The sequence below is a fragment of the Variovorax sp. P5_A3 genome, from assembly GCF_056400665.1.
Genome location: NZ_JBFUKW010000026.1, coordinates 30,973 through 56,014 on the forward strand (window position 1 = coordinate 30,973; position 25,042 = coordinate 56,014).

Annotated in this window: 29 protein-coding genes; 15 read left to right on the plus strand and 14 right to left on the minus strand. The window is 65.8% G+C overall.

The window, feature by feature from the left end; all coding sequences use genetic code 11:
• Positions 1-221: 221 nt before the first annotated feature.
• Genes AC1D3B_RS29330 through AC1D3B_RS29345 form a run of 4 tightly spaced genes read left to right on the plus strand, consistent with a single transcriptional unit; the run spans position 222 to position 3,869 of the window.
• Positions 222-503: a FeoA family protein gene (locus AC1D3B_RS29330; protein ID WP_478194295.1), complete on the plus strand. Its 282-nt coding sequence runs from the start codon at positions 222-224 to the stop codon at positions 501-503.
• Positions 496-2,397: a ferrous iron transporter B gene (gene feoB / locus AC1D3B_RS29335; protein WP_478194194.1), complete on the plus strand. Its 1,902-nt coding sequence runs from the start codon at positions 496-498 to the stop codon at positions 2,395-2,397. The genes AC1D3B_RS29330 and feoB overlap by 8 nt, the downstream gene beginning before the upstream one ends.
• A gap of 1 nt (position 2,398) precedes the next feature.
• Positions 2,399-2,677 (plus strand): DUF6587 family protein, encoded by a 279-nt coding sequence (locus tag AC1D3B_RS29340; protein WP_478194195.1) that lies wholly within the window; start codon positions 2,399-2,401, stop codon positions 2,675-2,677.
• Positions 2,678-2,690: 13 nt separating this feature from the next.
• Positions 2,691-3,869 carry an FAD-dependent monooxygenase gene (locus AC1D3B_RS29345; protein ID WP_478194196.1) on the plus strand — a complete coding sequence of 393 codons (1,179 nt, stop codon included), beginning with the start codon at positions 2,691-2,693 and terminating at the stop codon, positions 3,867-3,869.
• 2 nt (positions 3,870-3,871) lie between these two features.
• On the opposite strand, the gene AC1D3B_RS29350 is transcribed toward AC1D3B_RS29345, so the two are convergent.
• From AC1D3B_RS29350 to AC1D3B_RS29375, 6 genes are all read right to left on the minus strand, one after another.
• Positions 3,872-5,122, minus strand: a complete 1,251-nt coding sequence (locus AC1D3B_RS29350) for an SMI1/KNR4 family protein (RefSeq protein WP_478194197.1) — start codon at positions 5,120-5,122, stop codon at positions 3,872-3,874.
• A gap of 45 nt (positions 5,123-5,167) precedes the next feature.
• Positions 5,168-6,004 carry a tryptophan 2,3-dioxygenase gene (gene kynA / locus AC1D3B_RS29355; RefSeq protein WP_478194198.1) on the minus strand — a complete coding sequence of 279 codons (837 nt, stop codon included), beginning with the start codon at positions 6,002-6,004 and terminating at the stop codon, positions 5,168-5,170.
• A gap of 11 nt (positions 6,005-6,015) precedes the next feature.
• Positions 6,016-7,314: a kynureninase gene (gene kynU / locus AC1D3B_RS29360; RefSeq protein WP_478194199.1), complete on the minus strand. Its 1,299-nt coding sequence runs from the start codon at positions 7,312-7,314 to the stop codon at positions 6,016-6,018.
• On the minus strand, positions 7,311-7,949 hold the full coding sequence (kynB, locus tag AC1D3B_RS29365; RefSeq protein WP_478194200.1) for an arylformamidase: 639 nt from the start codon (positions 7,947-7,949) through the stop codon (positions 7,311-7,313). Before kynB ends, kynU begins: the two co-directional genes overlap by 4 nt.
• A 73-nt stretch (positions 7,950-8,022) precedes the next feature.
• Positions 8,023-8,952, minus strand: a complete 930-nt coding sequence (argF, locus tag AC1D3B_RS29370; protein ID WP_478194201.1) for an ornithine carbamoyltransferase — start codon at positions 8,950-8,952, stop codon at positions 8,023-8,025.
• Entirely contained in the window at positions 8,949-10,154 is a 1,206-nt protein-coding gene (locus tag AC1D3B_RS29375) for an acetylornithine/succinylornithine family transaminase (RefSeq protein ID WP_478194202.1), read from the minus strand. Before AC1D3B_RS29375 ends, argF begins: the two co-directional genes overlap by 4 nt.
• Before the next feature lie 162 nt (positions 10,155-10,316).
• Between AC1D3B_RS29375 and AC1D3B_RS29380 the strand changes: the two genes are divergently transcribed.
• Positions 10,317-10,652, plus strand: coding sequence for a DUF3579 domain-containing protein (locus tag AC1D3B_RS29380; RefSeq protein ID WP_478194203.1), 336 nt, complete (start codon positions 10,317-10,319; stop codon positions 10,650-10,652).
• Between the two features lie 116 nt (positions 10,653-10,768).
• On the opposite strand, the gene rpsT is transcribed toward AC1D3B_RS29380, so the two are convergent.
• Entirely contained in the window at positions 10,769-11,083 is a 315-nt protein-coding gene (gene rpsT / locus AC1D3B_RS29385) for a 30S ribosomal protein S20 (protein ID WP_435515783.1), read from the minus strand.
• A gap of 118 nt (positions 11,084-11,201) precedes the next feature.
• On the opposite strand from rpsT, the gene murJ reads away from it, so the two are divergent.
• The 3 genes from murJ to AC1D3B_RS29400 are packed head-to-tail and all read left to right on the plus strand — an operon-like array spanning position 11,202 to position 14,083.
• Positions 11,202-12,767 carry a murein biosynthesis integral membrane protein MurJ gene (murJ, locus tag AC1D3B_RS29390; RefSeq protein WP_478194204.1) on the plus strand — a complete coding sequence of 522 codons (1,566 nt, stop codon included), beginning with the start codon at positions 11,202-11,204 and terminating at the stop codon, positions 12,765-12,767.
• A 45-nt stretch (positions 12,768-12,812) separates the two neighbouring features.
• On the plus strand, positions 12,813-13,664 hold the full coding sequence (locus AC1D3B_RS29395; protein WP_478194205.1) for a SirB1 family protein: 852 nt from the start codon (positions 12,813-12,815) through the stop codon (positions 13,662-13,664).
• A complete protein-coding gene (locus AC1D3B_RS29400; protein WP_478194206.1) occupies positions 13,664-14,083 on the plus strand; it encodes a bleomycin resistance protein in 420 nt (139 codons plus the stop codon). The genes AC1D3B_RS29395 and AC1D3B_RS29400 overlap by 1 nt, the downstream gene beginning before the upstream one ends.
• Before the next feature lie 33 nt (positions 14,084-14,116).
• Here AC1D3B_RS29400 and AC1D3B_RS29405 read toward each other — a convergent pair whose 3' ends face one another.
• The 5 genes from AC1D3B_RS29405 to purM all read right to left on the minus strand — a co-directional run bounded on the left by AC1D3B_RS29405 (position 14,117) and on the right by purM (position 18,269).
• Positions 14,117-15,196, minus strand: coding sequence for a GlxA family transcriptional regulator (locus tag AC1D3B_RS29405; RefSeq protein ID WP_478194207.1), 1,080 nt, complete (start codon positions 15,194-15,196; stop codon positions 14,117-14,119).
• Positions 15,175-15,468, minus strand: coding sequence for a hypothetical protein (locus tag AC1D3B_RS29410; RefSeq protein ID WP_478194208.1), 294 nt, complete (start codon positions 15,466-15,468; stop codon positions 15,175-15,177). The genes AC1D3B_RS29405 and AC1D3B_RS29410 overlap by 22 nt, the downstream gene beginning before the upstream one ends.
• Positions 15,465-16,043, minus strand: a complete 579-nt coding sequence (locus AC1D3B_RS29415; RefSeq protein ID WP_478194209.1) for an isochorismatase family protein — start codon at positions 16,041-16,043, stop codon at positions 15,465-15,467. Before AC1D3B_RS29415 ends, AC1D3B_RS29410 begins: the two co-directional genes overlap by 4 nt.
• A gap of 112 nt (positions 16,044-16,155) precedes the next feature.
• Positions 16,156-17,214 (minus strand): AI-2E family transporter, encoded by a 1,059-nt coding sequence (locus AC1D3B_RS29420; protein ID WP_478194210.1) that lies wholly within the window; start codon positions 17,212-17,214, stop codon positions 16,156-16,158.
• 14 nt (positions 17,215-17,228) lie between these two features.
• Positions 17,229-18,269: a phosphoribosylformylglycinamidine cyclo-ligase gene (gene purM / locus AC1D3B_RS29425; protein ID WP_478194211.1), complete on the minus strand. Its 1,041-nt coding sequence runs from the start codon at positions 18,267-18,269 to the stop codon at positions 17,229-17,231.
• A 197-nt stretch (positions 18,270-18,466) separates the two neighbouring features.
• Between purM and hda the strand changes: the two genes are divergently transcribed.
• The 5 genes from hda to AC1D3B_RS29450 all read left to right on the plus strand — a co-directional run bounded on the left by hda (position 18,467) and on the right by AC1D3B_RS29450 (position 22,984).
• Complete coding sequence (hda, locus tag AC1D3B_RS29430; protein WP_478194212.1) at positions 18,467-19,153, plus strand: DnaA regulatory inactivator Hda; 687 nt, start codon at positions 18,467-18,469, stop codon at positions 19,151-19,153.
• 30 nt (positions 19,154-19,183) lie between these two features.
• A complete protein-coding gene (gene pcnB, locus AC1D3B_RS29435) occupies positions 19,184-20,764 on the plus strand; it encodes a polynucleotide adenylyltransferase PcnB (protein ID WP_478194213.1) in 1,581 nt (526 codons plus the stop codon).
• The gene (folK, locus tag AC1D3B_RS29440; RefSeq protein ID WP_478194214.1) at positions 20,761-21,219 is read left to right on the plus strand and encodes a 2-amino-4-hydroxy-6-hydroxymethyldihydropteridine diphosphokinase; all 459 of its coding nucleotides are present in this window, start codon (positions 20,761-20,763) and stop codon (positions 21,217-21,219) included. Before pcnB ends, folK begins: the two co-directional genes overlap by 4 nt.
• 94 nt (positions 21,220-21,313) lie before the next feature.
• On the plus strand, positions 21,314-21,958 hold the full coding sequence (locus tag AC1D3B_RS29445; protein ID WP_478194215.1) for a DUF47 domain-containing protein: 645 nt from the start codon (positions 21,314-21,316) through the stop codon (positions 21,956-21,958).
• 15 nt (positions 21,959-21,973) lie between these two features.
• Positions 21,974-22,984: an inorganic phosphate transporter gene (locus AC1D3B_RS29450; RefSeq protein WP_478194216.1), complete on the plus strand. Its 1,011-nt coding sequence runs from the start codon at positions 21,974-21,976 to the stop codon at positions 22,982-22,984.
• Positions 22,985-23,083: 99 nt separating this feature from the next.
• On the opposite strand, the gene AC1D3B_RS29455 is transcribed toward AC1D3B_RS29450, so the two are convergent.
• Together AC1D3B_RS29455 and AC1D3B_RS29460 are read right to left on the minus strand one after the other, a co-directional pair.
• Positions 23,084-23,527: a TM2 domain-containing protein gene (locus AC1D3B_RS29455; RefSeq protein WP_478194217.1), complete on the minus strand. Its 444-nt coding sequence runs from the start codon at positions 23,525-23,527 to the stop codon at positions 23,084-23,086.
• Positions 23,524-24,045 (minus strand): N-acetyltransferase family protein, encoded by a 522-nt coding sequence (locus AC1D3B_RS29460; RefSeq protein WP_478194218.1) that lies wholly within the window; start codon positions 24,043-24,045, stop codon positions 23,524-23,526. The genes AC1D3B_RS29455 and AC1D3B_RS29460 overlap by 4 nt, the downstream gene beginning before the upstream one ends.
• A gap of 164 nt (positions 24,046-24,209) precedes the next feature.
• Here AC1D3B_RS29460 and rpsP point away from each other — a divergent pair, with 164 nt between their 5' ends.
• Positions 24,210-24,473, plus strand: coding sequence for a 30S ribosomal protein S16 (rpsP, locus tag AC1D3B_RS29465; protein ID WP_028248676.1), 264 nt, complete (start codon positions 24,210-24,212; stop codon positions 24,471-24,473).
• Positions 24,474-24,487: 14 nt separating this feature from the next.
• Complete coding sequence (gene rimM / locus AC1D3B_RS29470) at positions 24,488-25,042, plus strand: ribosome maturation factor RimM (RefSeq protein WP_478194219.1); 555 nt, start codon at positions 24,488-24,490, stop codon at positions 25,040-25,042.

A 25,042-nucleotide genomic window follows, 5' to 3' on the forward strand; every position in this document is an offset into this window, starting at 1 on the left:
ATAGCGTTGCTATGAATCACTCTGCTCCCTGAACCTGTCTTTTTTGGCGATTCTAGGTTCGGAGTTGTATCTTGCTGTTTCTTTGACCGGCTTGACAGGGTCCACGTTTCAGGATCCTGCAAGCACCGAATCAGGCATGGCTTTGCGGCCGATTTACCCGCGTGGCTCCGTTTTCGAGAATAATTCTCATTTTGTCGATCTGGATTTCGCGGGTGACCACAATGACCGGCGCGGCCTTGGCCGCCATCAGCCTCCATCAGCTTCCCAACCATCAGTGGGCCACCGTGCTCGACGTCGTGCGGCCCGATGCGCCGGAGGATCGCGAACTGGTGCTTCGACTGACCGAAATCGGGTTCGTCCCGGGTGAGGCTGTGTGCATCGTCGCCAATGGCGTGCCGGGCCGCGAGCCATTGGCCGTGCGCCTTGGACACACCACGTTCGCGTTGCGCCGCCACGAGGCATCGCTGATTCGTGTGACGCCGGGAGCGCCGGGCCATGGTTGAAGCGACGCTGACCTTCCAGCCCGGCGCCGCCAGTTCGAAAAGAAGCCCGCCGGAGCGCATTGCGCTGTTGGGCAATCCAAATTGCGGCAAGACGGCATTGTTCAACCTGCTCACCGGCAGTCGCCAGAAGGTCGCGAACTATGCGGGCGTGACCGTCGAGCGCAAGGAGGGCACGTTGCGAACGGCTGCGGGCCGACGTGTCTTCGTGCTAGACCTGCCGGGCGCCTACAGCCTCAATGCGCTGTCGGCCGACGAGGCGGTCACGCGTGACGTGGTCACCGGCAAGAGCAACGAGGCGCCGCCCGACCTGCTCGTGTGCGTGACCGATGCCACCAACCTGCGTCTGAACCTGCGGCTGGTGCTCGAGGCCAAGCGCCTGGGCCTGCCGATGGTGGTGGCGCTCAACATGGCCGACATGGCGAAGAAGCAAGGCATCGCAGTCGATTCGGCGGTGCTCGCGCGAGAACTCGGCGTGCCTGTGATCGAAACCGTCGGCGTGCACAGCGGTGGCGCGCAAGGGCTTCTCGAAGCGCTCGATACACCCGTCGCAGCCATGGCGCCGAAACCCTGGCACGCGCCGGGCCTCGACGATGTGCTCGACACGCAGCGCGAAGTGCGCCGCATCCTCGAACTCGCGGTGCACGAGCCGGTCGGCAGCCTTGCCACCAGCGACCGCATCGACCGCGTCGTGATGCACCCGCTGTGGGGCATGGTGGTGCTGGCAGTCACGATGTTCCTGATGTTCCAGGCCGTGTTCAGCTGGGCCGAGGTGCCGATGGATGCCATCAAGGACGCCACCAGCGCGTTCGGCGAACTCATCAAGCGCATCGTCCCGGAGGGCATGCTGCAGAGCCTGCTGGTCGACGGCATCATCGCCGGCGTCGGCGGGGTGATCGTCTTCCTGCCGCAGATCCTCATCCTGTTCCTGTTCATCCTGGCGCTGGAAGACTCGGGCTACCTGCCGCGTGCAGCTTTCCTGCTCGATCGCGTCATGAGCACCGTGGGGCTGTCGGGCCGCTCCTTCATTCCGCTGCTGTCGAGCTTCGCGTGTGCGATTCCCGGCGTGATGGCCACGCGCACCATCAGCAACTGGCGTGATCGGATCACCACGATCATGATCGCGCCGCTCATGACCTGTTCGGCGCGGCTGCCGGTCTACGCGTTGCTGATTGCCGCCTTCATTCCGGCGCGCACCGTCGGCGGCGTGTTCAACCTGCAGGGCGTGGTGCTCTTCGCGCTGTACGTCTTCGGGATCGTCTCGGCGATGGCCGTGGCCTGGGTCATGAAGCGCTTTCGCGACAGCAAGCAGCATTCGCCGCTCATGATGGAACTCCCGGCCTACCGGTGGCCCAATCTGCGCAACCTCGCGCTGGGGCTCTACGAGCGGGCATGGATCTTCATCCAGCGCGTGGGGACGATCATTCTCACGCTCACGATCCTGCTGTGGTTTCTCTCGACCTTCCCGTCGCCGCCCGAGGGCGCGACCGGCCCGGCCATCCAGCACAGCCTGGCCGGCATGATCGGCCGTGGACTGGAGCACATCTTCGCGCCGATCGGATTCAACTGGCAGATCTCGATCGCGCTGGTGCCTGGCATGGCGGCACGCGAAGTGGCAGTCGGCGCACTGGGCACGGTGTACGCACTGTCCGCGACCGGCGACGACGTGGCGGGCCAGCTCCAGCCATTGATCGCGAGCAGCTGGTCACTGGCCACGGCGCTGTCGCTGCTGGTCTGGTATGTGTTTGCGCCGCAGTGCATTTCGACCCTGGCCACCGTCAAGCGGGAGACCGGTTCGTGGCGCTACGTGTGGATCATGGCTGGTTATTTGTTCGGACTCGCCTACATTGCGTGCTGGATCACCTACAGGGTGACACTGGCACTCACAGGAGGATGAGATGACACAACAGATCGTCGTTGCGCTGATCGTTGCGCTGGCTGCGGTCTCCGCCGTCTGGCGCTGGATGCCGGGCAGCTGGCGCCGCGCGGCTGCTGCCCGGCTCGCAGCCGGTTCGCAGCGCGCAGGCCTGGTCGACGAGGAACGCGCGCAGCAGCTTGCGGCTTCGTTGGGCAAGACTTCAGGTTGCGGGTCTTGCGACAGCTGCGGCAGTTGCTCGACCGGCGCAAGTTCCAAGGCAGACGCAGACCGCGAACCGCCCCTGACGCGCTCGCGCTGAGCGCGCGCTCTAGATGGCGGCGCACATCCTGATTGCAGGCGGAGGCATCGCGGGCTTGGCCTGCGCGCTCGCGCTTGCCCGCCGGCGTCATCGCATCGATCTGCTGGAACAGTCCGTCGCGTTCGGCGAAGTCGGGGCCGGCATCCAACTCGGCCCCAACGTCACGCGGCGCCTGCAAGGGCTGGGTGTGTCGGAGAGCCTGTTGCGCGTTGCGGCGCGGCCTGAGGCGCTGGTCGTCCTCGGTGCGACCGATGGCCGCGAGATGGCACGTATGCCACTCGGCAACGCCATGCTGCACAGCTACGCCGCCCCCTATCTCTGTGTCCATCGCGCCGATCTGCACGCGCTGATGCTGGCCGCCGTGCGTGGGACCGGCGCCGTCACGCTCACTACCGGCGCCCGCGTGACGCAGGTGGTGGCGCGCGGAGACCTCGTCTGTGCATCGAACATCGGTACGCGCGCCTGGGAAGGCGACGCGCTCATTGGCGCCGACGGGCTCTGGAGCACGGTGCGTCCGTGCGTGGTCGAAGATCCGACGCCGCCCCGTGCGACGGGCCACACGGCATGGCGTGCATTGGTCGATCAGTCGGCATTGCCCGCACCACTTCGCAGCACGCAGATCCGCGTCTGGCTCGGACCACGCTTGCACGCCGTGGCCTATCCCGTTCGCCGCGGAGATGCGCTCAACATCGTCGTCCTCGCGGAGTCCGCGCCCGTCGGTGACGCGCGCGACTGGGATCAGGGGACGAGCCTTGCTGCGCTGCAGGCCGCGACAGGCCGTACTTGCAACGGACTGCAGGCGCTGCTCGAAGTCGTGCCGTCATGGCGCGCATGGACGCTCAGCGATCGACCACCGCTGACCGGCCCGGAGCAGATGGCCGGCGAGCGCGTGGCGCTTGCGGGCGATGCGGCGCACCCGATGCTCCCCTACCTGGCCCAGGGCGCAGGCATGGCGATCGAGGATGCCGTGGCTCTGGCGGACGCACTCGATGGCGGGGACGCGACCCAGGTGCCGGCCGCGCTTTCGCGCTACGCCGCCGCACGCTGGGAGCGCAACGCCCAGGTGCAGGCCCGTGCCCGGCGCAACGGCGAGATCTTCCACGCGACGGGGCTCGTGCGCGTGGGGCGCGATGCCGCACTGCGCCTGATGGGCGCCCGCCTGCTCGACGTTCCCTGGCTCTACGACGCCTGAACTCAGAGACTGAAGCTCCGGAGGTGATCGACGCGCTTGGTCAGCCCGGCGAGACCCAGGTAGTGCGTGAGGCGCCCTTCGCGCACTTCGATCAGTGACGATTCGAGGTCGGCCAGGAGCCCGTCACGGACGGTTTCGTAGGCGGCCGGCAGGTCGTCATGGGTTTGGGCGTACGCGCTCGCGATCAGCCGCGCAGCCGCAGGCGCACCACAGGCCACGCATTCGGCCATCGCCGTGGGGCTGGGTTCTGCACCATGCGCCAGGAGCAGGCTGACCAGTTCCGGCGATACCGCGTTGTCGATGTAGTCCAGGGCATCGGCCGCCACGGGCGCCCCGGCCTGGACGAGCGCCGCTGCCGCGGCATGGGCGCCGTGGCTCAGGGCCAGGTCGGTTGCGATCGCGCTGCCGTGCAACGGACCGTCCAGGGCCACGCCCGCCGCAACCAGCCGGCCGACCAATTCCGCGTCATCCGTTGCCACCGCGTGGCGAAGGGCGATGCGCGAGAGCGGTCCGTTCTGGCCCAGCGTTCCGTCGCCCAGCGGGGTCCGCCAGTCGACCATCGCGCGGCGATAGAACGCGATCAACTTGTCCATCAGCTCGATGGCCAGTCCGTGCGCCTGGTGCCGGTCGTCGAGATACTCGAGCAGCGTCTGTCCGGTGAAGTACTCGCCCGCTGGATCGAGCGGGTCCTCATCGAGGTGCAGGGCCTCGAACGCGGCGCACAGGTCGTGCGCGACCGTGGTCATGCCGTCCTCGTGCATCTCGTGGGCCCAGGCCGTCGGCAGGCCCTGCTTCCAGGCGAGGATGTGTCCGTAGTCCGCGCCGGACTCGACGACCGCATAGATGCGATCGCAGTCTTCGAGGCCACCGAAGGGCAGCAAGGTCAGCTTGCCGTCCCATGCTTCATCGCTTTCTTCCGCGGCTTCCTTCGCGCCTTCCGACTCGTGCGCAATCCAGCCTTGCAGGTCGTGGAACGAGTCGCTGCCGTTCCAGAATAGTTCGCTCCAGCCGACCGATTCCTCGTTGCCGTTCATGTGCAGGTGGAGGTCGTAGTCGATGCGGCCGCCCGCGGTGAGCCGCCACAGCGCAAGGAGTTCGGGCGGCAAAGGGCCGGCGCAGACGGCTTGCACCGCCGCGATCTGGTCCGGCGTCATCGGCGGCTGCGCGTCGAAGATCACGCGCCGCGCAAACAGCACGACGCCATGGGAGCGCAGCAGCGCGAGTTCGTCATCGCCGAAGAAATCGTTGTCCATCGTCGTCTCCTCTTGTCGTGATGGAAGCGGCCCGCGTGGCGCAGTCTAGAGATCGGTCCGAAGTTTCCATATCTCGGGGAAGAGCACCACGTCGAGCATCTTTCGCAGGTAGCTTACGCCGCCGGTGCCTCCTGTGCCACGCTTGAACCCGATCACACGCTCGACCGTGGTCACGTGGCGGAAGCGCCAGAGGCGGAAGGCGTCTTCCAGGTCCGTGAGTTCCTCGCCGAGCTGATAGAGCTCCCAGTACTTCTTCGGGTCGCGATAGACCACCAGCCAGGCCTGCTCGACGCCGTCGCTCGATTCGTAGGGCTTCGACCAGTCGCGCTCCAGATGATCGGCCGGCACTTCGAGGCCTCGGCGCGCCAGCAGGCGCAGCGCCTCGTCGTAGAGGGAAGGAGCGTGCCAGGCGGCTTCGACCTCCGCCAGCAATTCCGGGCGGTGCGAATGCGGCTTGAGCATGGCGGCGTTCTTGTTGCCCAGCGCGAACTCGATGCAGCGGTACTGCCAGCTCTGGAAACCGCTGGAGGCGCCGAGATAGGGCCGCATCGCGCTGTACTCGGGCGGCGTCATGGTGGCCAGCACGTCCCATGCGTGTACCAGTTGCTCCATGATGCGCGACACGCGCGCCAGCATCTTGAAGGCGCTGGAAAGATCGTCTTGCGCGATGCAGCGGATGGCGGCGCGCAACTCGTGCAGCATGAGCTTCATCCAGAGTTCGCTGGTCTGGTGCTGCACGATGAAGAGCAGTTCATCGTGGGCCGGCGAGCGGGGGTGTTGCGCGTTCAGGATCGTGTCGAGACTGAGGTAGTCGGTGTAGCTCATCGAGGCGCTGAAATCGAGTTGCGCCTTCTCGTCGTGGACGATCTGTTCGGTACTCATCTGGAGCTTCCTCAGGTCACTGCCTGCTTCTGGTTGAATTCGGGCCGCTTCCACTCTTCGCTGTCCATGACCTGCACGAGATGTGCGACCGCCTGCCACACGTCCTGGAAGCCGAGGTACAGCGGCGTGAAGCCGAAACGAAGAATGTCGGGCATCTGTGTGTCGCCGGCGCGGAAATCGCCAATCACGCCGCGCGCGATCAGTGCCTGGACGATCGCATACGCGCCTGGGCCGCCGTCGCTCAGCGCGAGGCAGACCTGCGAGCCGCGCCGGGCGTGCTCGCGCGGCGTCACCAGCGTGAATAGGCCGGCGCAACGTGCCTCCACGAGCGCGATGAACGCATCGGTCAGCGCGAGCGACTTGGTGCGTAGCGCCACCATGCAGCCCTGTCCGCCGGAGAGGGCTTCGGCCGCGAGCACGGTGTCGATCCCGCATTCGAGGCCCGCCAGCGCGATGATCGGCTGGGTGCCGCAGAGATAGCGCGCCACCCCCGGAGCGGGCCGGTAGTGCGGCGTGAACTCGAAGGGCGCGGCGTGGCCCCACCAGCCCGACAGAGGCTGCTGGAACTGCCCGGAATGCCGCGTGTGCACCCAGACGAACGCCGGCGCACCCGGGCCGCCGTTCAGGTACTTGTAGCCGCAGCCGATCGCGAAGTCGGCATCGCTGTCGTTGAGAGCGACGGGAACGGCGCCGGCGCTGTGCGCGAGGTCCCAGACCGTGAGCACTCCGGCCGCGTGGGCCGCGGCGGTGATGGCCTTCATGTCGTGCATGGCGCCCGTGCGGTAGTTGACGTGGGTCAGCATCAGCACCGCCACCTCGTCGGTGAGCGCGGCAGGCAACTCGCTCGCATCGATCAGCTTGAGCGTGAAGCCGCGCTCCCGGCACAACGATTCGGCGATGTAGAGGTCGGTAGGGAAGTTGCTGCGCTCGCTGAGCACCACACGTCGGCCTGTGCTCGACGTGGCTTGCAGGACCTGGCTCAGCGCCGCGAACAGCACCTTGTAGAGGTTGACCGAGGTGCTGTCGGTACAGACGACCTCGCCCGGCGCGGCCCCGATCAGGCGTGCGACCTTGTCGCCGAGCCGCTGCGGCAAGTCGAACCAGCCGGCCGTGTTCCACGAGCGGATGAGGCCCTCGCCCCATTCCTTGGCGACGACCTCCGCGATGCGCGCGGGAGCCGTCTTAGGCAGCACGCCCAGCGAGTTGCCGTCGAGGTAGATGACGCCTTCGGGGAGAACGAATTGATCGCGCAATCCGGCCAGAGGGTCTTGCGCATCGAGGCGCTTGCAATCGTCGAGTGTCATGGTCATGAAGGGTGGAGTTCACGCAGGATCGCGCGAACGGGGGAGGCATCGGCGCTCACCAGCTTGAGGGGGAGGGCGATGAGCTCGTAATCGCCCTCGGGCACCTCGTCGAGCACGAGGTTCTCAAGGACGCGCAGGTCGAGGCGGCGGATGACCTGGTGGCTGTCCAGCGTCTTGCTGTCGGCCGGGTCGATGCTCGCCGTGTCGATCCCGACCAGCTTGACGCCCAGCGCGGCCAGGCGTTCGATGGTGACGGGGGCATAGGCTGCGAGCCGACCATCCCAGCGGTCGACCGGCGCATGCTCATAGGTGCGCACCAGGACGCGAGGCGGCAGTCCGTCGATGGCATGCGCGATATGTGCCCATTCGATCAGCGGCCCGGTCGCGATGGCGTGGATCACGCGGCAGGGGCCGAGGTAAGGCGTGAGATCGACGTTGCCGATGGTGGCGCCGGCAGCGTCGTAGTGCAATGGCGCATCGGCATGCGCACCGACGTGCGGCGAGAGGGTGATCTCGCTGACGTTGACTGGACAGCCCGGCGCGATGGTGGCCGCCCAGCGCTGGCGGTAAGGCGTGTCGCCGGGAAAGACCGGCGCGCCTTCATGCACCGGCGGCGATATATCCCAGATTTGTTGGTTCATGGCGCGAAGTTAGCGCCGTGAAAGGAGTCGTGGTGTCGGTTATTTCCAACAGAAAGGAAACACGGTGCCGGACTCAGGCCTGTCGCCCGAGCAGAAGGAACTCCATCAGCGCCTTCTGCACGTGCATGCGGTTCTCGGCTTCCTCCCAGACCACCGATTGCGGGCCATCGATCACGTCGGCCTCGACTTCTTCGCCGCGATGCGCCGGCAGGCAATGCATGAAGAGGGCGTCCGGCCGGGCCACGCGCATCATCTCGGTGTCGACGCACCAGTCGGCGAAGGCCGCCCGGCGGGCCTCGTTCTCGGCCTCGTAGCCCATGCTGGTCCAGACGTCGGTGGTCACGAGATCGGCGTCGCGGCAAGCTTCCATCGGGTCCTTGAATACCTTGTAGCTGTCGGAGGAGCGGATGCCCGCGATCGACTGATCGACCTCGTAGCCGCTTGGCGTGCTCACGTGCACCTTGAAGCCGAGGATCTCGCTGGCCTGGAGCCAAGTGTTCGCCATGTTGTTGCCGTCGCCGACCCAGGCCACCGTCCTGCCCGCGATCGAGCCGCGGTGCTCGATGTAGGTGAAGATGTCCGCGAGGATCTGGCAGGGATGGAATTCGTTGGTCAGCCCGTTGATGACGGGCACGCGCGAATGCGCCGCGAAGGCTTCGATCTTGGTCTGTTCGAAGGTGCGGATCATCACGAGGTCGACCATGCGGCTGATGACCTTGGCGCTGTCCTCGATGGGCTCGGCGCGGCCGAGCTGGCTGTCGCCGGTCGTGAGATGGACGACGCTGCCGCCCAGCTGATACATGCCGGCCTCGAAGCTCACGCGCGTGCGCGTCGACGCCTTCTCGAAGATCATCGCCAGCGTGCGGTCCACCAGGGGCTGGTGCCTTTCGTACGCCTTGAATTTCTTCTTGATCAGCGCGGCGCGGGCGAAGACGTGCGAGTACTCGTCGGCCGTGAAGTCCGAGAACTGCAGGTAGTGCCGGATGGCGGGTGAATCGCTCATGGCTGTGGCTCTGCGAGAAATGCCTTCACCACCGGCACCAGGAGGGCCACGATCTCGTCCGCCTCGGCGATGCTGAGGATCAGCGGGGGCACCAGGCGGATCACGCTGTCGGCCGTCACGCTCAACAGCAGGCCGGCCTCGCAGGCGCGGTTCAGGATCACGCCGCAGGGGCGGTCGAGCTCGATGCCCAGCATCAGACCCTGGCCGCGGATCTCCTTGACGCCCGGCAGGCCGCCGAGTTCGCGCTCCAGGGCCGCCTTGAGATGCGCGCCGACGTTGGCTGCGTTGTCGAGCAGCTTCTGCTCTTCCATGATGCGGATCGTCTCGATGCCGGCGCGCATGGCGAGCGGATTGCCGCCGAAGGTCGTGCCGTGGTTGCCGGGGCCGAAGATGTGGGCGGCGCGCGGGCCGGCGACGACGGCACCGATCGGGACGCCCGAGCCCAGCCCCTTGGCGAGCGGCATCACGTCCGGCTTGATGTCGGCCCATTGGTGCGCGAACCACTTGCCCGTGCGGCCCATGCCGCATTGCACCTCGTCGATCATCATGAGCCAGTCGCGTTCGTCGCACAACTGGCGCACCTGGCGCAGGTACTCCCACCGCATCGCGTGGATGCCGCCTTCGCCCTGGATGGTCTCGAAGAACACGGCGACCACGTTGGGATTGCCTTCGGTCGCCTTCTTGAGCGCATCGATGTCATTCAGCGGAACGCGGATGAAGCCTTCGACCAGCGGGCCAAAGCCTTTCTGGACCTTGGGGTTGCCGGTGGCCGACAGCGTCGCGATGCTGCGACCGTGGAAAGCGGCCTCGTACACCACGATTTCGGGCCGCTCGATGCCCTTGTCATGGCCGAATTTGCGCGCCAGCTTGAGTGCCGCTTCGTTGGCCTCCAGGCCCGTGCAGCAGAAGAAGGCGTTCGTCAGTCCGGAAAGCTCCGTCAGCTTGGCCGCCAATTGTTCCTGGCCGGGCACGTAGTAGTAGTTGGAGCTGTGGATCAGCTTCGAGATCTGGTCCTGCAGGGCAGGCACCAATTCGGGGTGGTTGTGGCCCAGCGTGTTGACGGCGATGCCGCCGAGCCCGTCCAGATATGCACGCCCTTCGGTATCCCAGACTCGGCAACCCTGGCCGTGCGACAGAGCGATCGGCAGGCGTCCGTAGGTGTTCATGACGTGGGGCGACGAGGGGGCGGCATTGGCGCTCATGCGTTTCTCCGGAAATGGGAACGCGGATTCTAGGCGTGCGATATGACGCCTTCAGTGAGGATTGCGCATCACAGCAATGCCCCCGCACATGTCGCCCGCGGGACCCCCGGATAGAATCGTTGTGCGGCGCAGCACGAGCCTGTGCCTTCCTCTCGCCAACCGATGGTTTCTCCCAACGCCAAAGAAGTTTTCATCCAGGGCATCACCCAGGATGGCCGGACATTTCGCCCCAGCGATTGGGCAGAACGATTGGCGGGCGTCATGTGCTCTTTCCGTCCGGGCGGCCCGCAGCCGGGAAGCCATTTGAACTATTCGCCCTGGTGTGTGCCGACCGTCATCAATGGCGTCAAGTGCGTCGTCGTCAACCGCGAATTGCGCGATGCCGAGCCGATGGCTTGGGATTTCTGCCTCAATTTCGCCAAGGACAACGGCTTGCAGGTCGCCGAAGCCTGTCTTGTGCCGGACGCCCCGGTGCTTCCTCTTCCCGGGAAGAAGTAGCCTGAAAAGGCAACGCCCATGAAAAAACCGCCCGAAGGCGGTTTTTCACTTTGCTGCAGCGCACCCCGATCAAACGGCGGACTGGCGAACCGGTCCGGGCTGTTTGCCTGAATGCGTCAGGCGGCGGCCTTTTCAGGGGCGAGGGCCAGGTTCTTGACCTTGGCCGACAGGCGGCTCTTGTCGCGAGCGGCCTTGTTCTTGTGGAAGATGCCTTTGTCGGCGACGGTGTCGACGATGCTCTGGGCCTTCGCGAAGGCTTCTGCAGCCTTCGTCTTGTCGCCAGCCAGAACGGCCTTCTCGACGTTCTTGACGGCGGTGCGGTACTTGGAGCGCAGCGAGGTGTTCGCGGCGTTGAGCTTGACGTCCTGGCGGACGCGTTTACGGCCCGACGCGAGGCGCGGGTTCTTTTTCTTGGGCTTGGTGGATGCCATGGAGGTGATTCCTAAGGTGTCTGGGGATGATGCAGCAAAGCCTTCCATTATAGGGGAAGGCCCCCTGGCCGTCCCGGCCGTCCGGCAGAGGACATGCAGCCACATACACTTCCGGCCTGTGTCCCTGCTCAAATCCGCCTCTACCGTCTCTCTCCTGACGCTCGCTTCCCGGGTGACCGGGCTGATCCGCGACTTGCTCATGGCCTCGGTTTTCGGGGTCAGTGCGTTGACCGACGCCTTCAATGTCGCTTTCCGCATTCCCAATCTGTTCCGGCGCGTGTTCGGTGAAGGTGCCTTCAGCCAGGCCTTTGTGCCGGTCCTGGCCGCCACCCGGACGGAAAGCGGCGACGAGGGGGCGCGTCAACTGGTCGACCATGTCGCGACCCTGCTGACGTGGACGCTGGTCGTGCTGTGCGTGGCAGGCGTGGTCGGCGCGCCGCTGATGGTCTGGGCGATGGCCAGCGGCCTGAAGCAGACCGCGCAGGGCTTCGATGCGGCCGTGGTGATGACGCGTTGGATGTTCCCGTACATCGGGTTCATGTCCCTGGTGGCGTTGGCCGGCGGCATTCTGAATACCTGGCGCAAGTTCGCCGTTCCTGCGGCGTCGCCGGTGCTGCTCAACGTGGCGCTGATCCTGTCGATTCTCGTCGGCGCGCCCTGGTTCAGGCGGCACGGCATCGAGCCCATCTATGCACAGTGCGTGGGCGTGATGGTTGGCGGCGTGTTGCAACTGGCCCTGCAACTGCCGGCCCTGCACGGCCTGGGAATGCTGCCACGTGTCGGCGTGAGCGTGCGTGCGATTCGCTCGGCCTGGGCCGACCCGACCACGCGCAAGATCGTGAAGTTGATGCTGCCAGCGCTGATCGGCGTCAGTGCCGCGCAAATCTCGTTGCTTATCAACACGCAGATCGCGTCTCACCTCGCGCCGGGCAGCGTGACTTGGGTCACCTACGCCGACCGCCTGATGGAATTCCCGACGGCGCTCCTCGGCGTGGCGCTGGGCGTGGTGCTGATGCCGCAACTGGCAGGCGCACGCGCTGCGAAGGACGAAGACCGCTATTCGTCCCTGCTCGACTGGGGACTTCGGCTCGTGGTGCTGCTCTCCGCCCCTTGTGCGGTGGCGTTGCTTGTTTTCTCGAAGCCACTGGTCGCTGTGCTGTTCCACAACGGCGCTTTCAGCGACCTGGACGTGCAGCGAACCACCTCGGCACTGATGGGCTATGGCGTCGGCCTTGTCGGCACGGTCGCCATCAAGGTGCTCGCGCCCGGCTACTACGCGAAGCACGACATGCGCACGCCGATGCTGATCGCCGTCGGCGTGCTCGTCATGACCCAGGTCCTCAACTTCTTCCTGGTCCCGGTGCTCCAGCACGCCGCCCTCACGCTCACGATCGGCATCGGCGCCCTGGTCAATGCCACGTGGCTGCTGGTCGGGTTGATCCGGCGCGGCAGCTACAAGCCCGTGGCGGGCTGGGGAAAGTTCATCCTGCAGGTTCTGGTCGCCACGCTGGTGTTGGCCGCATTGCTCGTCTGGGGTGCGCAGCATTTCGATTGGATCGCCTTGCGCGCCGAGCGCCTGCAGCGCATCGGCCTGCTGGCGGCATTGATCGCGGGCGCCGCGGTCGTCTACTTTGCGGTCCTCGCCGTTGCAGGCGTCAGGCTGCGCAGTTTTGTGCGGCGCTGAACGCCGCAGCCTTGACGCTCTGCGTCCGCTCCTCTACAAAGCCACATGACGTACAGCTTCTCGACGCCCACCGCTCTCGAGTATTTCAGTTCACTCGTGGAGAGCGACGAGCAGTTCCCTTTGCTCGAGGCGGCGGCCAGTCTTGCGCAGGACGAATACCCCGAACTGGACGTGCAGCAGGTGCTGGGCGATGTCGACCAACTGCTCGCACGGCTCAAGCGCCGCCTGCCTGCCGATGCAGCGCCCTTGCAGCGGTTGCGGGCGCTCAACCAGTTCTTCTTTCACGATTTGAGCTTCGGCGGCAACGTCAACGATTACTACGACCCTGACAACAGCTACCTCAACGCGGTGTTGCGCACCCGGCGCGGCATTCCGATCTCGCTCGCGGTCCTCTGGATCGAGCTTGCGCAAGGCCTGGGACTCCAGGCGCGCGGGGTGGGATTCCCGGGCCATTTCATGCTCAAGGTCACGCTGCCGAAGGGGCAGGTGGTGATCGACCCCTTCACCGGCAAATCGCTTTCGCGGGAAGAGCTCAGTGAGCGGCTGGAGCCGTACAAGCGCAGCAACGGCCTGGTCGGCGAGTTCGACGTACCGCTTGGCCTTTACCTGCAGCCCGCGACGCCGCGCGAAATCATCGGGCGCATGCTGCGCAACCTGAAGGAAATCCACCACGCGCAGGAAGACTGGCAGCGCGCGATCGCTGTCCAGGATCGCCTGATCGCCCTCTTGCCGGAAGCCTGGGGCGAACATCGCGACCGTGGCCTGGCGCACGCTGAGCAAGGGAATTGCGCGCTGGCGGTGCGCGACCTCGAAACCTATCTGGCGCACGTCGAGGACGCACTCGACATCGATGCGGTCGCCGAGCGTGTAGCTGCGCTTCGCCGGGCAGAAAACTGATGGAGCCCGTCAAGGCTTCGGCGGTGGACCTCGGTACGCTGCATGAATTCCATGGCATCCAACCTGTGCTGCCGGTCGCCGACGTCACGCGAGCGGCGCGCTATTTCAGGGATGTGCTTGGCTTCGAACTCGACTTCATAGCCGGGGAACCTCCGAGTTACGCAAGGGTGAAGAAGGGCGACCGCAGTTACGGGGACCCAGTTTATCTTCGTCTATGGCAATGCGGCCGGCGCGAGGCGAGTCCCTGGCGCGGCGAGATCGTGATCCATGTCGGGCGCGACATCGACGGATTGCATGCGGCCTACGCCAAGCGCGGCGTGACGGTGATCGAGCCGCCCACCTCCCAGCCCTGGGGCTTGCGCGAGTTCGCGATCCGCGAGCCCGACGGCCACATCATTCGCTTCTGCGGATATCTGTAGCTCGCCCCAGGCTTGCCCACTTCGTGTGGCCGCCTACCCCCGGCCGGGGGCAACACCTGCGGACCGGCGGAGCCGGATCCGTGGTGTTTCACGAATTGGGACCTTGGGTACCTGGGCGGTTTCCTGGGTTGAGGGGGAGCCGGGGAGACCGAACTGGCGCCAGGCTCGGCGGAGCTGGGTGTCTGAGCCGAAGCCCGAGATGTCTGCGGCGCGTGTGACGTTGACGCCTGATCGCAGGGCGAGTTGCGCGGTGGCGAGGCGCAGGCGGCGGAGGTAGGCGAGGGGCGCGACGCCGGCGTGTTCGACGAACAGGCGCGTCAGATGCCGGGGCGATGTGTGCGCGACATCGGCCATTCGGGGGACTGTCCAGTCGGCCTGGGGTTGCTCGCTCACCGCATCCTGCACGCGGTGCAGTGCGGCATGCAGGTGGTTGCGATGGGCCAGGAAGGGCGACAACTCCGGGTCGTGCGGACCGCGGCGCATGGCGACGACCATGGTTTGCGCCACCCGGGCCGCGAGCGATTCGCCGCAGGTTTCGGCGATGCGGTGCAGCATGAGATCGATGCCCGTGGTCACGCCGGCGCTGCTGTAGAGCGGCGGGGCCAGGACGAAGACGCGGTTGGCGACCACTTCGCAGCGCGGGTCGGTGCGTCGCAATTCATCGAGATGGTGATGGTGCGTAGTGGCGCGACGCCCTCCCAGCAGGCCTGCGTGGGCTGCAAGAAGGGTCCCGGCGCACACCGTGACGAGTTCCAGTCGGCCGCTTTCGAGCCGCAGGGTGCGCAGCCACTGGAGCAGCGCTTGCGCGGGCGCGTTGTCGACTGCCACGGTGTCGCCTGGCAGACCGACCAGCACCACCCAGGTCGGAGCGTCCCACTCGGACGGCAGCGGTTGAAGCCCCGCGAGTGCCACGCCGACGGAACTCGCCGAAGTCGGCTCCGGGCTCGCGAAGACGAGTTCGAATCGCGCCGGCCTGCCGCCGGCGACAAGCAGTTGGTTGGCGATGCGCAGCGCTTCGGCCGGCCCGGCCCAGTCGAGGATCAGGCTGTGGGGCAACAGCGCAAAGACGACGCGGATGGGGGCGTCGGGGTCTACTGCGCGGATCTCGTCCATGCGAAATCCATCTGTCGCGCCGTGCGCAGGGCCAGCGGCTCCGCCGGCGGCACGTCGTCGAACGAATGCCCAGGCCGCACGGAAAGTCCGGCCCGCATCCGCACCGGCGCCGGGCTGCGCGAGACGCAAGTCACCTCGAAGGGTGCCGGCGCGTCCGGCGCGGCTCGAAGGGCCATGCGGCTGGTAGTCGTGAAGACCTCGCAAGGGCCTGCGAGATCCAGCGCCTCGAAGTCGTCGAACGCGAGGATCACGACCCGCAGCGTGGGTTTCACGCTGGCACCTTCGAAATCTCGCCGAGGCGGGTGAGCGCTTCGTCCACGCTGCAGATCTTGGCGAACCGGCCGTCGAGCACCGTGGCCGTCCGGGCCTTGATGTCGGCCGCCGGTAGCGGCATGCCGTCGGGCTGGACCATGTCGAAGGTGAGCGTGGCATCGGTGACGTAGTCGACCTGCCAGCCCAGATCCGAGGCGTGGCGCGCGGTCGTCTCACAGCATTGCTCGGTGCGGATGCCGCTGATGACGAGGCGATCGATGCCGTTCTGCGTGAGCCAGACATCCAGCCCGGTGCCCACGAGGGCGCTGTGGCGCCGCTTCGTGAAGGTCGCTGCGGCCTTGAAGTCGGCCAGGCCGTCGAGCGGCCGCACGTGGCCTGATTCGATGGCGAAGGAATTGCTTGCTACGGCGGGTCCGTCGTTGTGGAAGATCCGGACGATGGGCGCGCCGGCCGCCGCGAAGCCCGAGACAAGGGCGTTCTGGGCGGCCAGGTAGGCGGGGAGTTCCATCTCGTCGAAATAGGGGCGGTGGCGGAACGACTCCTGTACGTCGATCACAATCAGACAGCTCTTCATGGTGCGGCAACTCCTGGAGGAAAGTGGATGATGCGCTTGATTTTCAGGGCATGGCGCTCGTTCGTCCGTGCTGCCTCGGACCGAAATCGATCAATTCAGGACATGCTATCGCCTAGACGAGCCCTGCCGCCTTCAGTTCCTTCTTAAGGTAGGCGTAGAAGAGCGGCGCCGCGACCAGCCCCGCCGGGCCGAACACCGCCTCGGCCACGAACATCACGGCCAGGAGCTCCCAGACCGACATCTGGGTGCGGCTGCCGACCACTTTTGCGTTGATCAGGTATTCGGCCTTGTGGATCAGGATCAGGAATGCGAGGCAGGCCAGCGCGACGAGCGGCGACACCGAAAGTCCTACCAGCGCGATGACTGTGTTGCAAATGAGGTTGCCAACGATCGGCACCAGGCCGGCCACGAAGGTGAGGGTGATCAGGGCTGGCGTGTAAGGCAGTTCCATCTTCCACGCAGGCAGCAGGAACAGCAGGAAGATGGCCGTCAGGAGGGTGTTGAAGGCGGCAATCCAGAACTGCGCCGCCACGATCTGCCCGAAGGCTTCGCCGAACAGGACGATGCGCTCCTTGAGTTGCTGCGCCAGCGGGCGGCGCGAGGACGCCTGTGTGGCAATGGCAGCCAATGACCCGATGATCAGGCCCACGTAGGCAAACAGCAGCCCGCCGAGCCAAGCCCGGCCGGTCAGTGCGAGCGAACCGGCTTGCGCGCGCAGAAAGCCGGCAATGGTCCGCTGCACCTCCGCGGCGCCTTCCGGCAGATAGGCGGCCATGTCGGGTGGCAGCTTGAGGCGGAACTCGAGCACTGTCCGCGCAACGAAATCGAGCAACTCCTTGTACTGCTCGGGTGCGTTCAGGACGAACTCGCGTGCCTCCGAAAAGCCGAGGACGAGAAGGCCGATCGGCGCCGCCATCACGAAGGTCGCGGCGGTGATGCGCGGCAACGACGGCACTGCGGCCCATGCGGGGTCGTTTGCGCTGATCTTCTGTGACCGGCGAAGGCCCGAGTGCAGCACGCGGGCGAGCCAGCGCGTGCCGAGAAAGCCGATGCATACGCACAGCAACCCCGGCAGCAACCCGTGCCACATCACCAGCAGCAGGGTGCCGGCAATGAGCACGTAGCTCGCCGTCACCAGGGATCGCGACGGAGTGCGGGTCGGCTCGCTCACGCGGCGCAGGCTGTTCAGGCGACGACGACTGCCGCGCCCGCTCCATGTTCGGCGATGACGCCGATTTCATGCACGGTCTCGCCGGCCGCGCGCAGCGTGTCTGCGCAGGCGGCGGCCTCGGCCGCGTCGATCACGACCACCATGCCGATGCCGTTGTTGAAGGTGCGGTTCATCTCGACGTCGTCGATGCCGGCGACCTGCTGCAGCCATGCGAAGAGTTCGGTCTGCGGCCAACTGCCCTTGCGCAGGTGGGCGGCCGTGCCTTCGGGCAGCACGCGCGGGATGTTCTCGAGCAGGCCGCCGCCGGTGATGTGGGCCAGGGCCTTGATCGGATGCCTGGCGAGCGCCGCCAGCACGGGCTTCACATAGAGACGGGTTGGTTCCATCACCGCTTCGCGGAAGGGCTTGCCGTCCAGCGTTGCCGGCAGGGCATCGCCCGCGCGCTCGATCACCTTGCGTACCAGGCTGAAGCCGTTGGAATGCACGCCTGACGACGCGAGGCCCAGTACGACGTCGCCGGGCCTGACGTTCTGCCCGGTGAGAATCAGCGACTTCTCGACTGCGCCGACCGCGAAGCCTGCGAGGTCGTATTCGCCGGCGGGATACATGCCGGGCATTTCAGCCGTCTCGCCGCCGATCAACGCGCAGCCGCTGAGCTCGCAGCCCCGGGCGATACCGCCGACCACGGCTGCAGCCGTGTCCACGTCGAGCTTGCCGCAGGCAAAGTAATCGAGGAAGAACAGCGGTTCGGCGCCCTGCACCAGCACATCATTCACGCTCATGGCGACCAGGTCGATGCCGACGGTGTCGTGCATGTTCCATTCGAAGGCCAGCTTGAGCTTGGTTCCCACGCCGTCGGTACCGCTCACCAGCACGGGTTCCTTGTAGCGCTTGGGCACCTCGAACAGGGCGCCGAAGCCGCCGATGCCGGCCAGCACGCCTTCGCGCATCGTCTTCCTGGCGAGGGGCTTGATCCGGTCGACCAGCGCGTCACCGGCGTCGATGTCGACGCCCGCATCCTTGTAGCTGAGCGGTGTGGAGGAGTTGGAGTTCATGGCGTGGCCGGACTGATGGAGGGGAGGGCGGAAGGAAGAGGACAATGAGGCCGGCAACCGATACGGTCGGGCCGATAGAATTCGCGACGATTTTAAGGGCGCTCATCGGCTCCCCTCCCTCAGGCTTGTCAGTCCTGCCCCATGAACCCTTCTTTCGCGTCACACGCGCCTCCTCAGCCGCTGCCGGCGGCCATGGCATGAAGCAGCTCGCGCTCGATATCGGCCTGGCGACCGGTCCGACGCTCGCGGGCTTTTTCGCCGGGCCGAATGAGCCGGCATTGCGGCACCTGACGCTGTGGGTAGGCGATGCGCGTGCGCCGACACTGCATTCACCGGTGCCGACCTATCTCTGGGGCGAGAGCGGAAGCGGGAAGTCGCATCTGCTGGAAGCCGTTCGCAGTGCGCTGCGCGAGCAGGGCGCCAGCGTCGGATGGCTGAATCCCGCGGTATCGAATCCGCCTGAATTCGACGATCGATGGGGCGCCGTCCTGCTCGACGATGTCCATCTCTTCACCGCGGTCCAGCAGCACGCGGCGTTCAATTGGTTCGTCAACGCGCAGAGCCTGCAGCGCGGCGTCGTCGCGGCCGGTGCCTTGCCGCCGGCCGACCTGCCTTTGCGCGAAGACTTGCGCACGCGCCTCGGCTGGGGTCATGTGTTCCACTTGCAGGTGTTGAGCGAGACCGAACGGCGCGCGGTCCTGCGGCAGGCCGCGGACGGCCGCGGCGTGATGTTGTCGGACGATGTGCTCGACTACATGCTGCACCGCTTCAGCCGTGACCTTGGCAGCCTGATGGAACTGCTCACCCAGCTCGACGGCTACGCCCTGCAGACGCAGCGCGCGATCACCATCCCGCTGATCCGGTCGATGCTCGAAAATGAATAGGGCGCCCGGAGCGCCGAACCCTTCCTCCCAATGATCAAGAAATTCATCGACAAACTTCTCGGCAAATCCGGCGATGCGCCGCTCGGCAAGGCTCGTTTCGGCAAACGCCAGGAGGTCGCCGCCTCGGTGCACGGCATCGATCCGGCCTTGGTCGATGAACGCGCCAGGAACGTCGTTACGACCTTGCAGGAAGCCGGCTTCGAGGCCTATGTGGTCGGCGGCGCGGTGCGCGACCTGCTGCTGGGGCTGCGTCCGAAGGACTTCGACGTGGCGACCAACGCGACTCCCGAGCAGGTGAAGAGCCTGTTCCGCCGTGCATTCATCATCGGGCGGCGTTTCCGGATCGTTCACGTGGTGTACGGCCGGGGGCGCGACCATGAAGTGATCGAAGTTTCGACCTTCCGCGCCTACATGGACAGTGCAGGGGCCGAACAGGTGGCGGGCAACGAACGCACCAGCAAGGGCGAACTCGCAGGCATGAAGCACGCCGTAGACGCCAGCGGCCGGGTGCTGCGCGACAACGTCTGGGGCCCGCAGGAAGAAGACGCCGCGCGCCGCGACTTCACTGTCAACGCGATGTACTACGACCCGGCCAGCCAGGTCGTGGTCGACTACCACAACGGCATCAAGGACGCGAAGAAGCTCACGCTGCGCATGATCGGCGACCCGATCACGCGCTACCGCGAGGACCCGGTGCGCATCATTCGCGCGATCCGTTTCTCGGCCAAGCTTGCCGCGCTCGGCTTCAAGCTGGAGCCCAAGACGGCTGCGCCGCTGGTCGAATCGAGCCGGCTGCTGGCGGACGTGCCCCAGAGCCGCCTGTTCGACGAGATGCTGAAACTGTTGCAGACCGGGCACGCGGTCGCGACCGTGGCGCAACTGCGCAAGCTCGGACTCTCGACCGGGATCTATCCGCTGCTCGACGTGGTCGTCGAGCGCGCCGAGCAGCCCTTCGTCAACGCCGCCTTGCAGGACACCGATCGCCGCGTCGGCGAAGGCAAGCCGGTGGCGCCGAGCTTCCTGCTGGCCTGCGTGCTGTGGGCGGACGTGCGCGACGGCTGGGCGCAACGCATGGAAGGGCGGCATGGCCAGCGGCCCCAAGCGTCGTTCCCGGCGCTTCAGGATGCCATCGACGACGTATTCAACGCGCGCATCGGCGACGTGTCAGGCCGCGGCAAGCTGGCGGCCGACATGCGCGAGATCTGGATGATGCAGCCGCGCTTCGACAAGCGCAGCGGCGCCACGCCCTACAGCCTGGTCGAGCAGGCCCGCTTTCGCGCTGCCTTCGACTTCATGCGGCTACGTGCCGATATCGGTGAAGTCGGCGAGGCGGTTGCGGAGTGGTGGCAGGAATTCAGCACTGCCGACGACATGCGCCGACAAGACCTGATGGAGCAGGTGCGCGATGAGCAGCAAAAGCGGACGCGCCAACGCGTACCGGCGCGTGCGCCAGCCGAACCGTCGTCCGGGCATCGGGTGGCAGTGCCTGGCTCGGAAGCTGCGCCGGACCTTCCGCCTGACGGCGAGGTCACCACCGCGCCGCGCAAGCGTCGCCGCCGGCGCAAGCCGCGCAGTGGCGGCGGAGAAGCCGGCAGCGTCGCGGCGGAATGACTGCCCGGGCCTTCGTCGCGATCGGCGCCAACCTCGGCGATGCGCGCGGCACCGTCGAGCGCGCGATGGCCGACCTGGATGGCTTGCCGGAAACGCGGGTGAAGGCGCGTTCCTCCCTCTACCGGACGGGGCCCATCGATGCGACGGGGCCCGATTTCATCAATGCCGTCGTGGAACTGGAGACGACTCTGGATCCGCATGTGTTGCTGACGGAGCTTCAGCGTCTCGAGATCGTGGCGGGTCGTGAACGGCCTTATCGAAATGCGCCGCGAACCCTCGATCTCGATCTGCTGCGTCATGGGGATGTGGTCATGGAAAGCGAAACCCTCACCCTCCCGCATCCGCGCATGAATGAACGCGCTTTCGTCCTGTTGCCGCTGGCCGAAATTGCGCCGAATCAAGTCACAAGCGGGCAGATCGCCAAGGTCGCGGACCAGCGGATCGAGCGGCTCTGACGGCTGCGTTCAGGTCTGCCCATTACACTTGCGCGGTTTTTCACGAAGGTGTCACAGACTTGTGCCGTGACGGCCGCGAACCCAGGAGAGCGCCATGTTCGGCAAGCTGCTGCCCCGCGAGGGGAATTTTTTCGAGATGTTCAATCAGCACGCCGACCGTATCGTCGAAGCCGCGCGCGCCTTCGAGCATCTGGTCGCCAACTACAACGACCTGCACCTTCGCGAGCAATACAACCGCGATGTCGACAATGCCGAGCGCGCCGCCGATCGCGTGACGCATGACGTCAACCGCCTGATCCACAAGACCTTCATCACGCCGATCGACCGCGAGCAGATCCACAAGCTGATCAACACGATGGACGACGTGGCCGACCTGATCCAGGACTCGGCCGAAACCATGGCGCTCTACGACGTGCGCCACATGACCGAGGAGATCACGCGCCTCACCGCGCTCAGCGTGAAGTGCTGCGAACGGGTGAAGGACGCGGTCAAGTTCCTGGGCAAGATCACCGACCCGGCCACGGCCGAGGCCACCCTGAAGACCTGCGAGGAGATCGACCGCCTCGAGTCCGACGCCGACCGCGTGATGCGCAGCGCGATGAGCAAGCTGTTCCGCGAAGAGCCGGACGTGCGCGAGGTCATCAAGCTGAAGGCCATCTACGAGCTGCTCGAAACGATCACCGACAAGTGCGAGGACGTCGCCAACGTGATCGAGGGCATCGTCCTCGAAAACTCCTGATACTGCGGGCTTCGAATGGCAACGGTTCAGGTCGCCCTCTGGGTGGTAGTGGTGCTGGTCGCGCTGGCCATCGCATTCGACTTCATGAACGGATTTCATGACGCGGCGAATTCGATCGCCACCGTCGTGTCGACCGGTGTGCTGAAGCCCGGTCAGGCGGTCGTGTTCGCGGCCTTCTTCAACCTGATCGCGATCTTCGTGTTCCACCTGAGCGTGGCGGCGACGATCGGCAAGGGCATCGTGCAGCCCGGGATCGTGGATGTGCACGTCGTCTTTGGTTCGCTGGTGGGTGCCATCAGCTGGAACCTCGTCACCTGGTACTACGGCATTCCCAGCAGTTCGTCGCATGCGCTGATCGGAGGCATCGTGGGTGCAGTGATTGCCAAGGCGGGCGCGGGGTCGCTGATTGCCTCGGGCATCTGGAAGACGGTGGCATTCATCTTCGTTTCGCCGCTGCTCGGTTTCCTGCTGGGTTCGCTGATGATGGTCTTGGTCGCCTGGACTTTCAGGCGTTCCACGCCGTCGCGCGTGGATCGATGGTTCCGGCGGCTGCAACTGGTCTCCGCCGGTGCCTACAGCCTGGGCCACGGCGGCAACGATGCGCAGAAGACCATCGGAATCATCTGGATGTTGCTGATCGCCACCGGCTACGCGGCCGCGGATGCGGAAGCGCCGCCGACCTGGACGATCGTGAGTTGCTACACCGCCATCGCGCTCGGCACCATGTTCGGTGGCTGGCGCATCGTGAAGACGATGGGGCAGAAGATCACGAAGCTCAAGCCTGTCGGCGGCTTCTGCGCTGAAACCGGCGGGGCGTTGACGCTCTTCCTGGCGACGGCGCTGGGCGTTCCGGTGTCGACGACGCACACGATCACGGGCGCCATCGTCGGGGTGGGCGCGGCGCAGCGCATGAGCGCAGTGCGCTGGGGCGTCGCCGGAAACATCGTGTGGGCGTGGATCTTCACGATCCCCGCATCGGCTTTCGTCGCCGCGATCGCCTACTGGATCGGCATCCAGGTCTTTTGACTCACCCCCAGGCTGCGCGCACTGCGTGTCGCTTCGCCTACCCCCTACCGGGGGCGGGCCGGCCGCTTCGGGCGGCCGGGCGCGGCGGCCCTCACGCCTTCACTGTGAGATTTTTCGGCCTGCTTCGATTTCGTGTTCGAAGTAGCGCTGGAAGCTGAATGCCAGGCTGGCCATGAGGATGGTGCTGCCGAAGAACAGTGCCAGGACGACGGCACCGATGGTGAGCCAGTTGGTATTGCCGGCCGCGCTGTCGGAGCGCCCGGCGTTGTAGCGGGCGTTCCATTTTTCCGGGGTCATCAGCCCATAGACGATGGCTGTGAGCGCGCAGCCGGAAATGGTGAAGCCGAGCAGAGGAATCAGCGCCCAGCTCATGCCATCGTCAAGACCGTAGAGCCGCACGCGCTCGACGCCGTAGAGGCCGAGAGCGGTCGGGATCGGTAGCAACCAGCCGAGGGTGCTGGAAAGGCCCCGAAGGTAGAAGCAATGCAAGCCCAGCGGGCCGCCCAGAAAGGCCAGCCACGCGGCCACGGTCTTGTTCTTCATTCGGGACTGGTCGAGCTGCCCGCTCCCAGCACCTTTTCCATCAGCACGACGTCGCGCCACTCGCCGAACTTCCATCCGCAATCCTTGAGTACGCCCACATGGCTGAAGCCTTGCGCGCGGTGCACGCCGATGGAGCCCGCATTGGCCGAATCGCCGATGACAGCGATCAGTTTGCGCACGCCGACGGATTCGGCGGCCTGGGACAGTGCGGCCAGCAACCTGGCCCCTAGACCTTGTCCGCGGGCGGCGTCGGCGAGGTAGATCGAATCTTCGGCTGAAAAGCGATAGGCGGGGCGTGGCTTGAACCAATTGCAGTAGGCAAAGCCGAGCAACTCGCCGTCGCGCTCTGCGACGAGGTAGGGGAGGTTCTTCGTGAGGACGTCAGCCCGGCGATGGGCCATGTCGCTGGCCGTTGGTGGTTCGGTCTCGAAGGTGCCAGTGCCGTGCAGGACGTGGTGGGCGTAGATGGCCGTGATGGCAGCGACGTCTTCGTCGCGGCTGGGTCGGATGAGGGTCATTCGGGAGTGCTTGGCGCGGTCAAGGATTGGAAAAAGAGACTGCGGGCTATAATCGTGGGCTTTTCAGCGTGTCGCTGGCCGGGTGGCCATGTCGCGTGTCTCGACGCTGGAAGAACACTGTGGGCGAACCTTGCGGGTTTGCTGCACCACCCGAAGGATAAATCATGGTCGTCATTCGACTTTCCCGCGGCGGTTCCAAAGGCCGTCCGTTTTTCAACATCGTCGTATCGGACAAGCGCGTTCGCCGCGATGGCCGTTTCATCGAACGCCTGGGTTTCTACAACCCGACCGCCAAGGAAAATGAAGAAAGCATCCGCATCGCGCAGGATCGCCTGACCTACTGGAAAAGCGTTGGCGCGCAAGCCTCCCCGACCGTGACCCGCCTCATCAAGCAGGCCGCGGCTGCTGCCCCCAAAGCGGCTGCCTAAGGCACCGCCCAGCGATGCTGCCCACCCTCGAAACCGCCGAATTGCCGGCGGATGCGATCGAAGTGGCGCGCATCGCCGACGCTTGGGGCATCAAGGGCTGGTTCAAGGTCTTGCCCCACAGCGCCCAACCCGAGGCGCTTTTTTCTTCCAAGCGCTGGTTCCTGCAGCCCCCGGGCGCGGCGAAAGGACACGCGTTCAGGCTCGCTATCCGCGAAGCCAAGGAACATTCCGATTGCATCGTCGCCTCTTCCGAGGACGTGCCGGACCGCAATGCGGCCGAGGCACTTCGCGGTGCGCGCGTCTTCGTGCCCCGGTCAAGTTTTCCAACTGCAGCTGACGACGAGTACTACTGGGTCGACCTGATAGGCCTCGCGGTCGTGAATCGCGAAGGCGTTTCGCTCGGTAGCGTGCGTGAATTGCTTGCCACGGGTCCGCAGACGACGCTGGTCCTGGACGCTGTAGAAGACGGCAATCCGGTCGCCCGAATGGTTCCCTTCGTGTCGGCTTTCATCGACAAGGTCGATCTGCCAGGCAGGCTGATCACGGTCGACTGGCAACCCGATTACTGA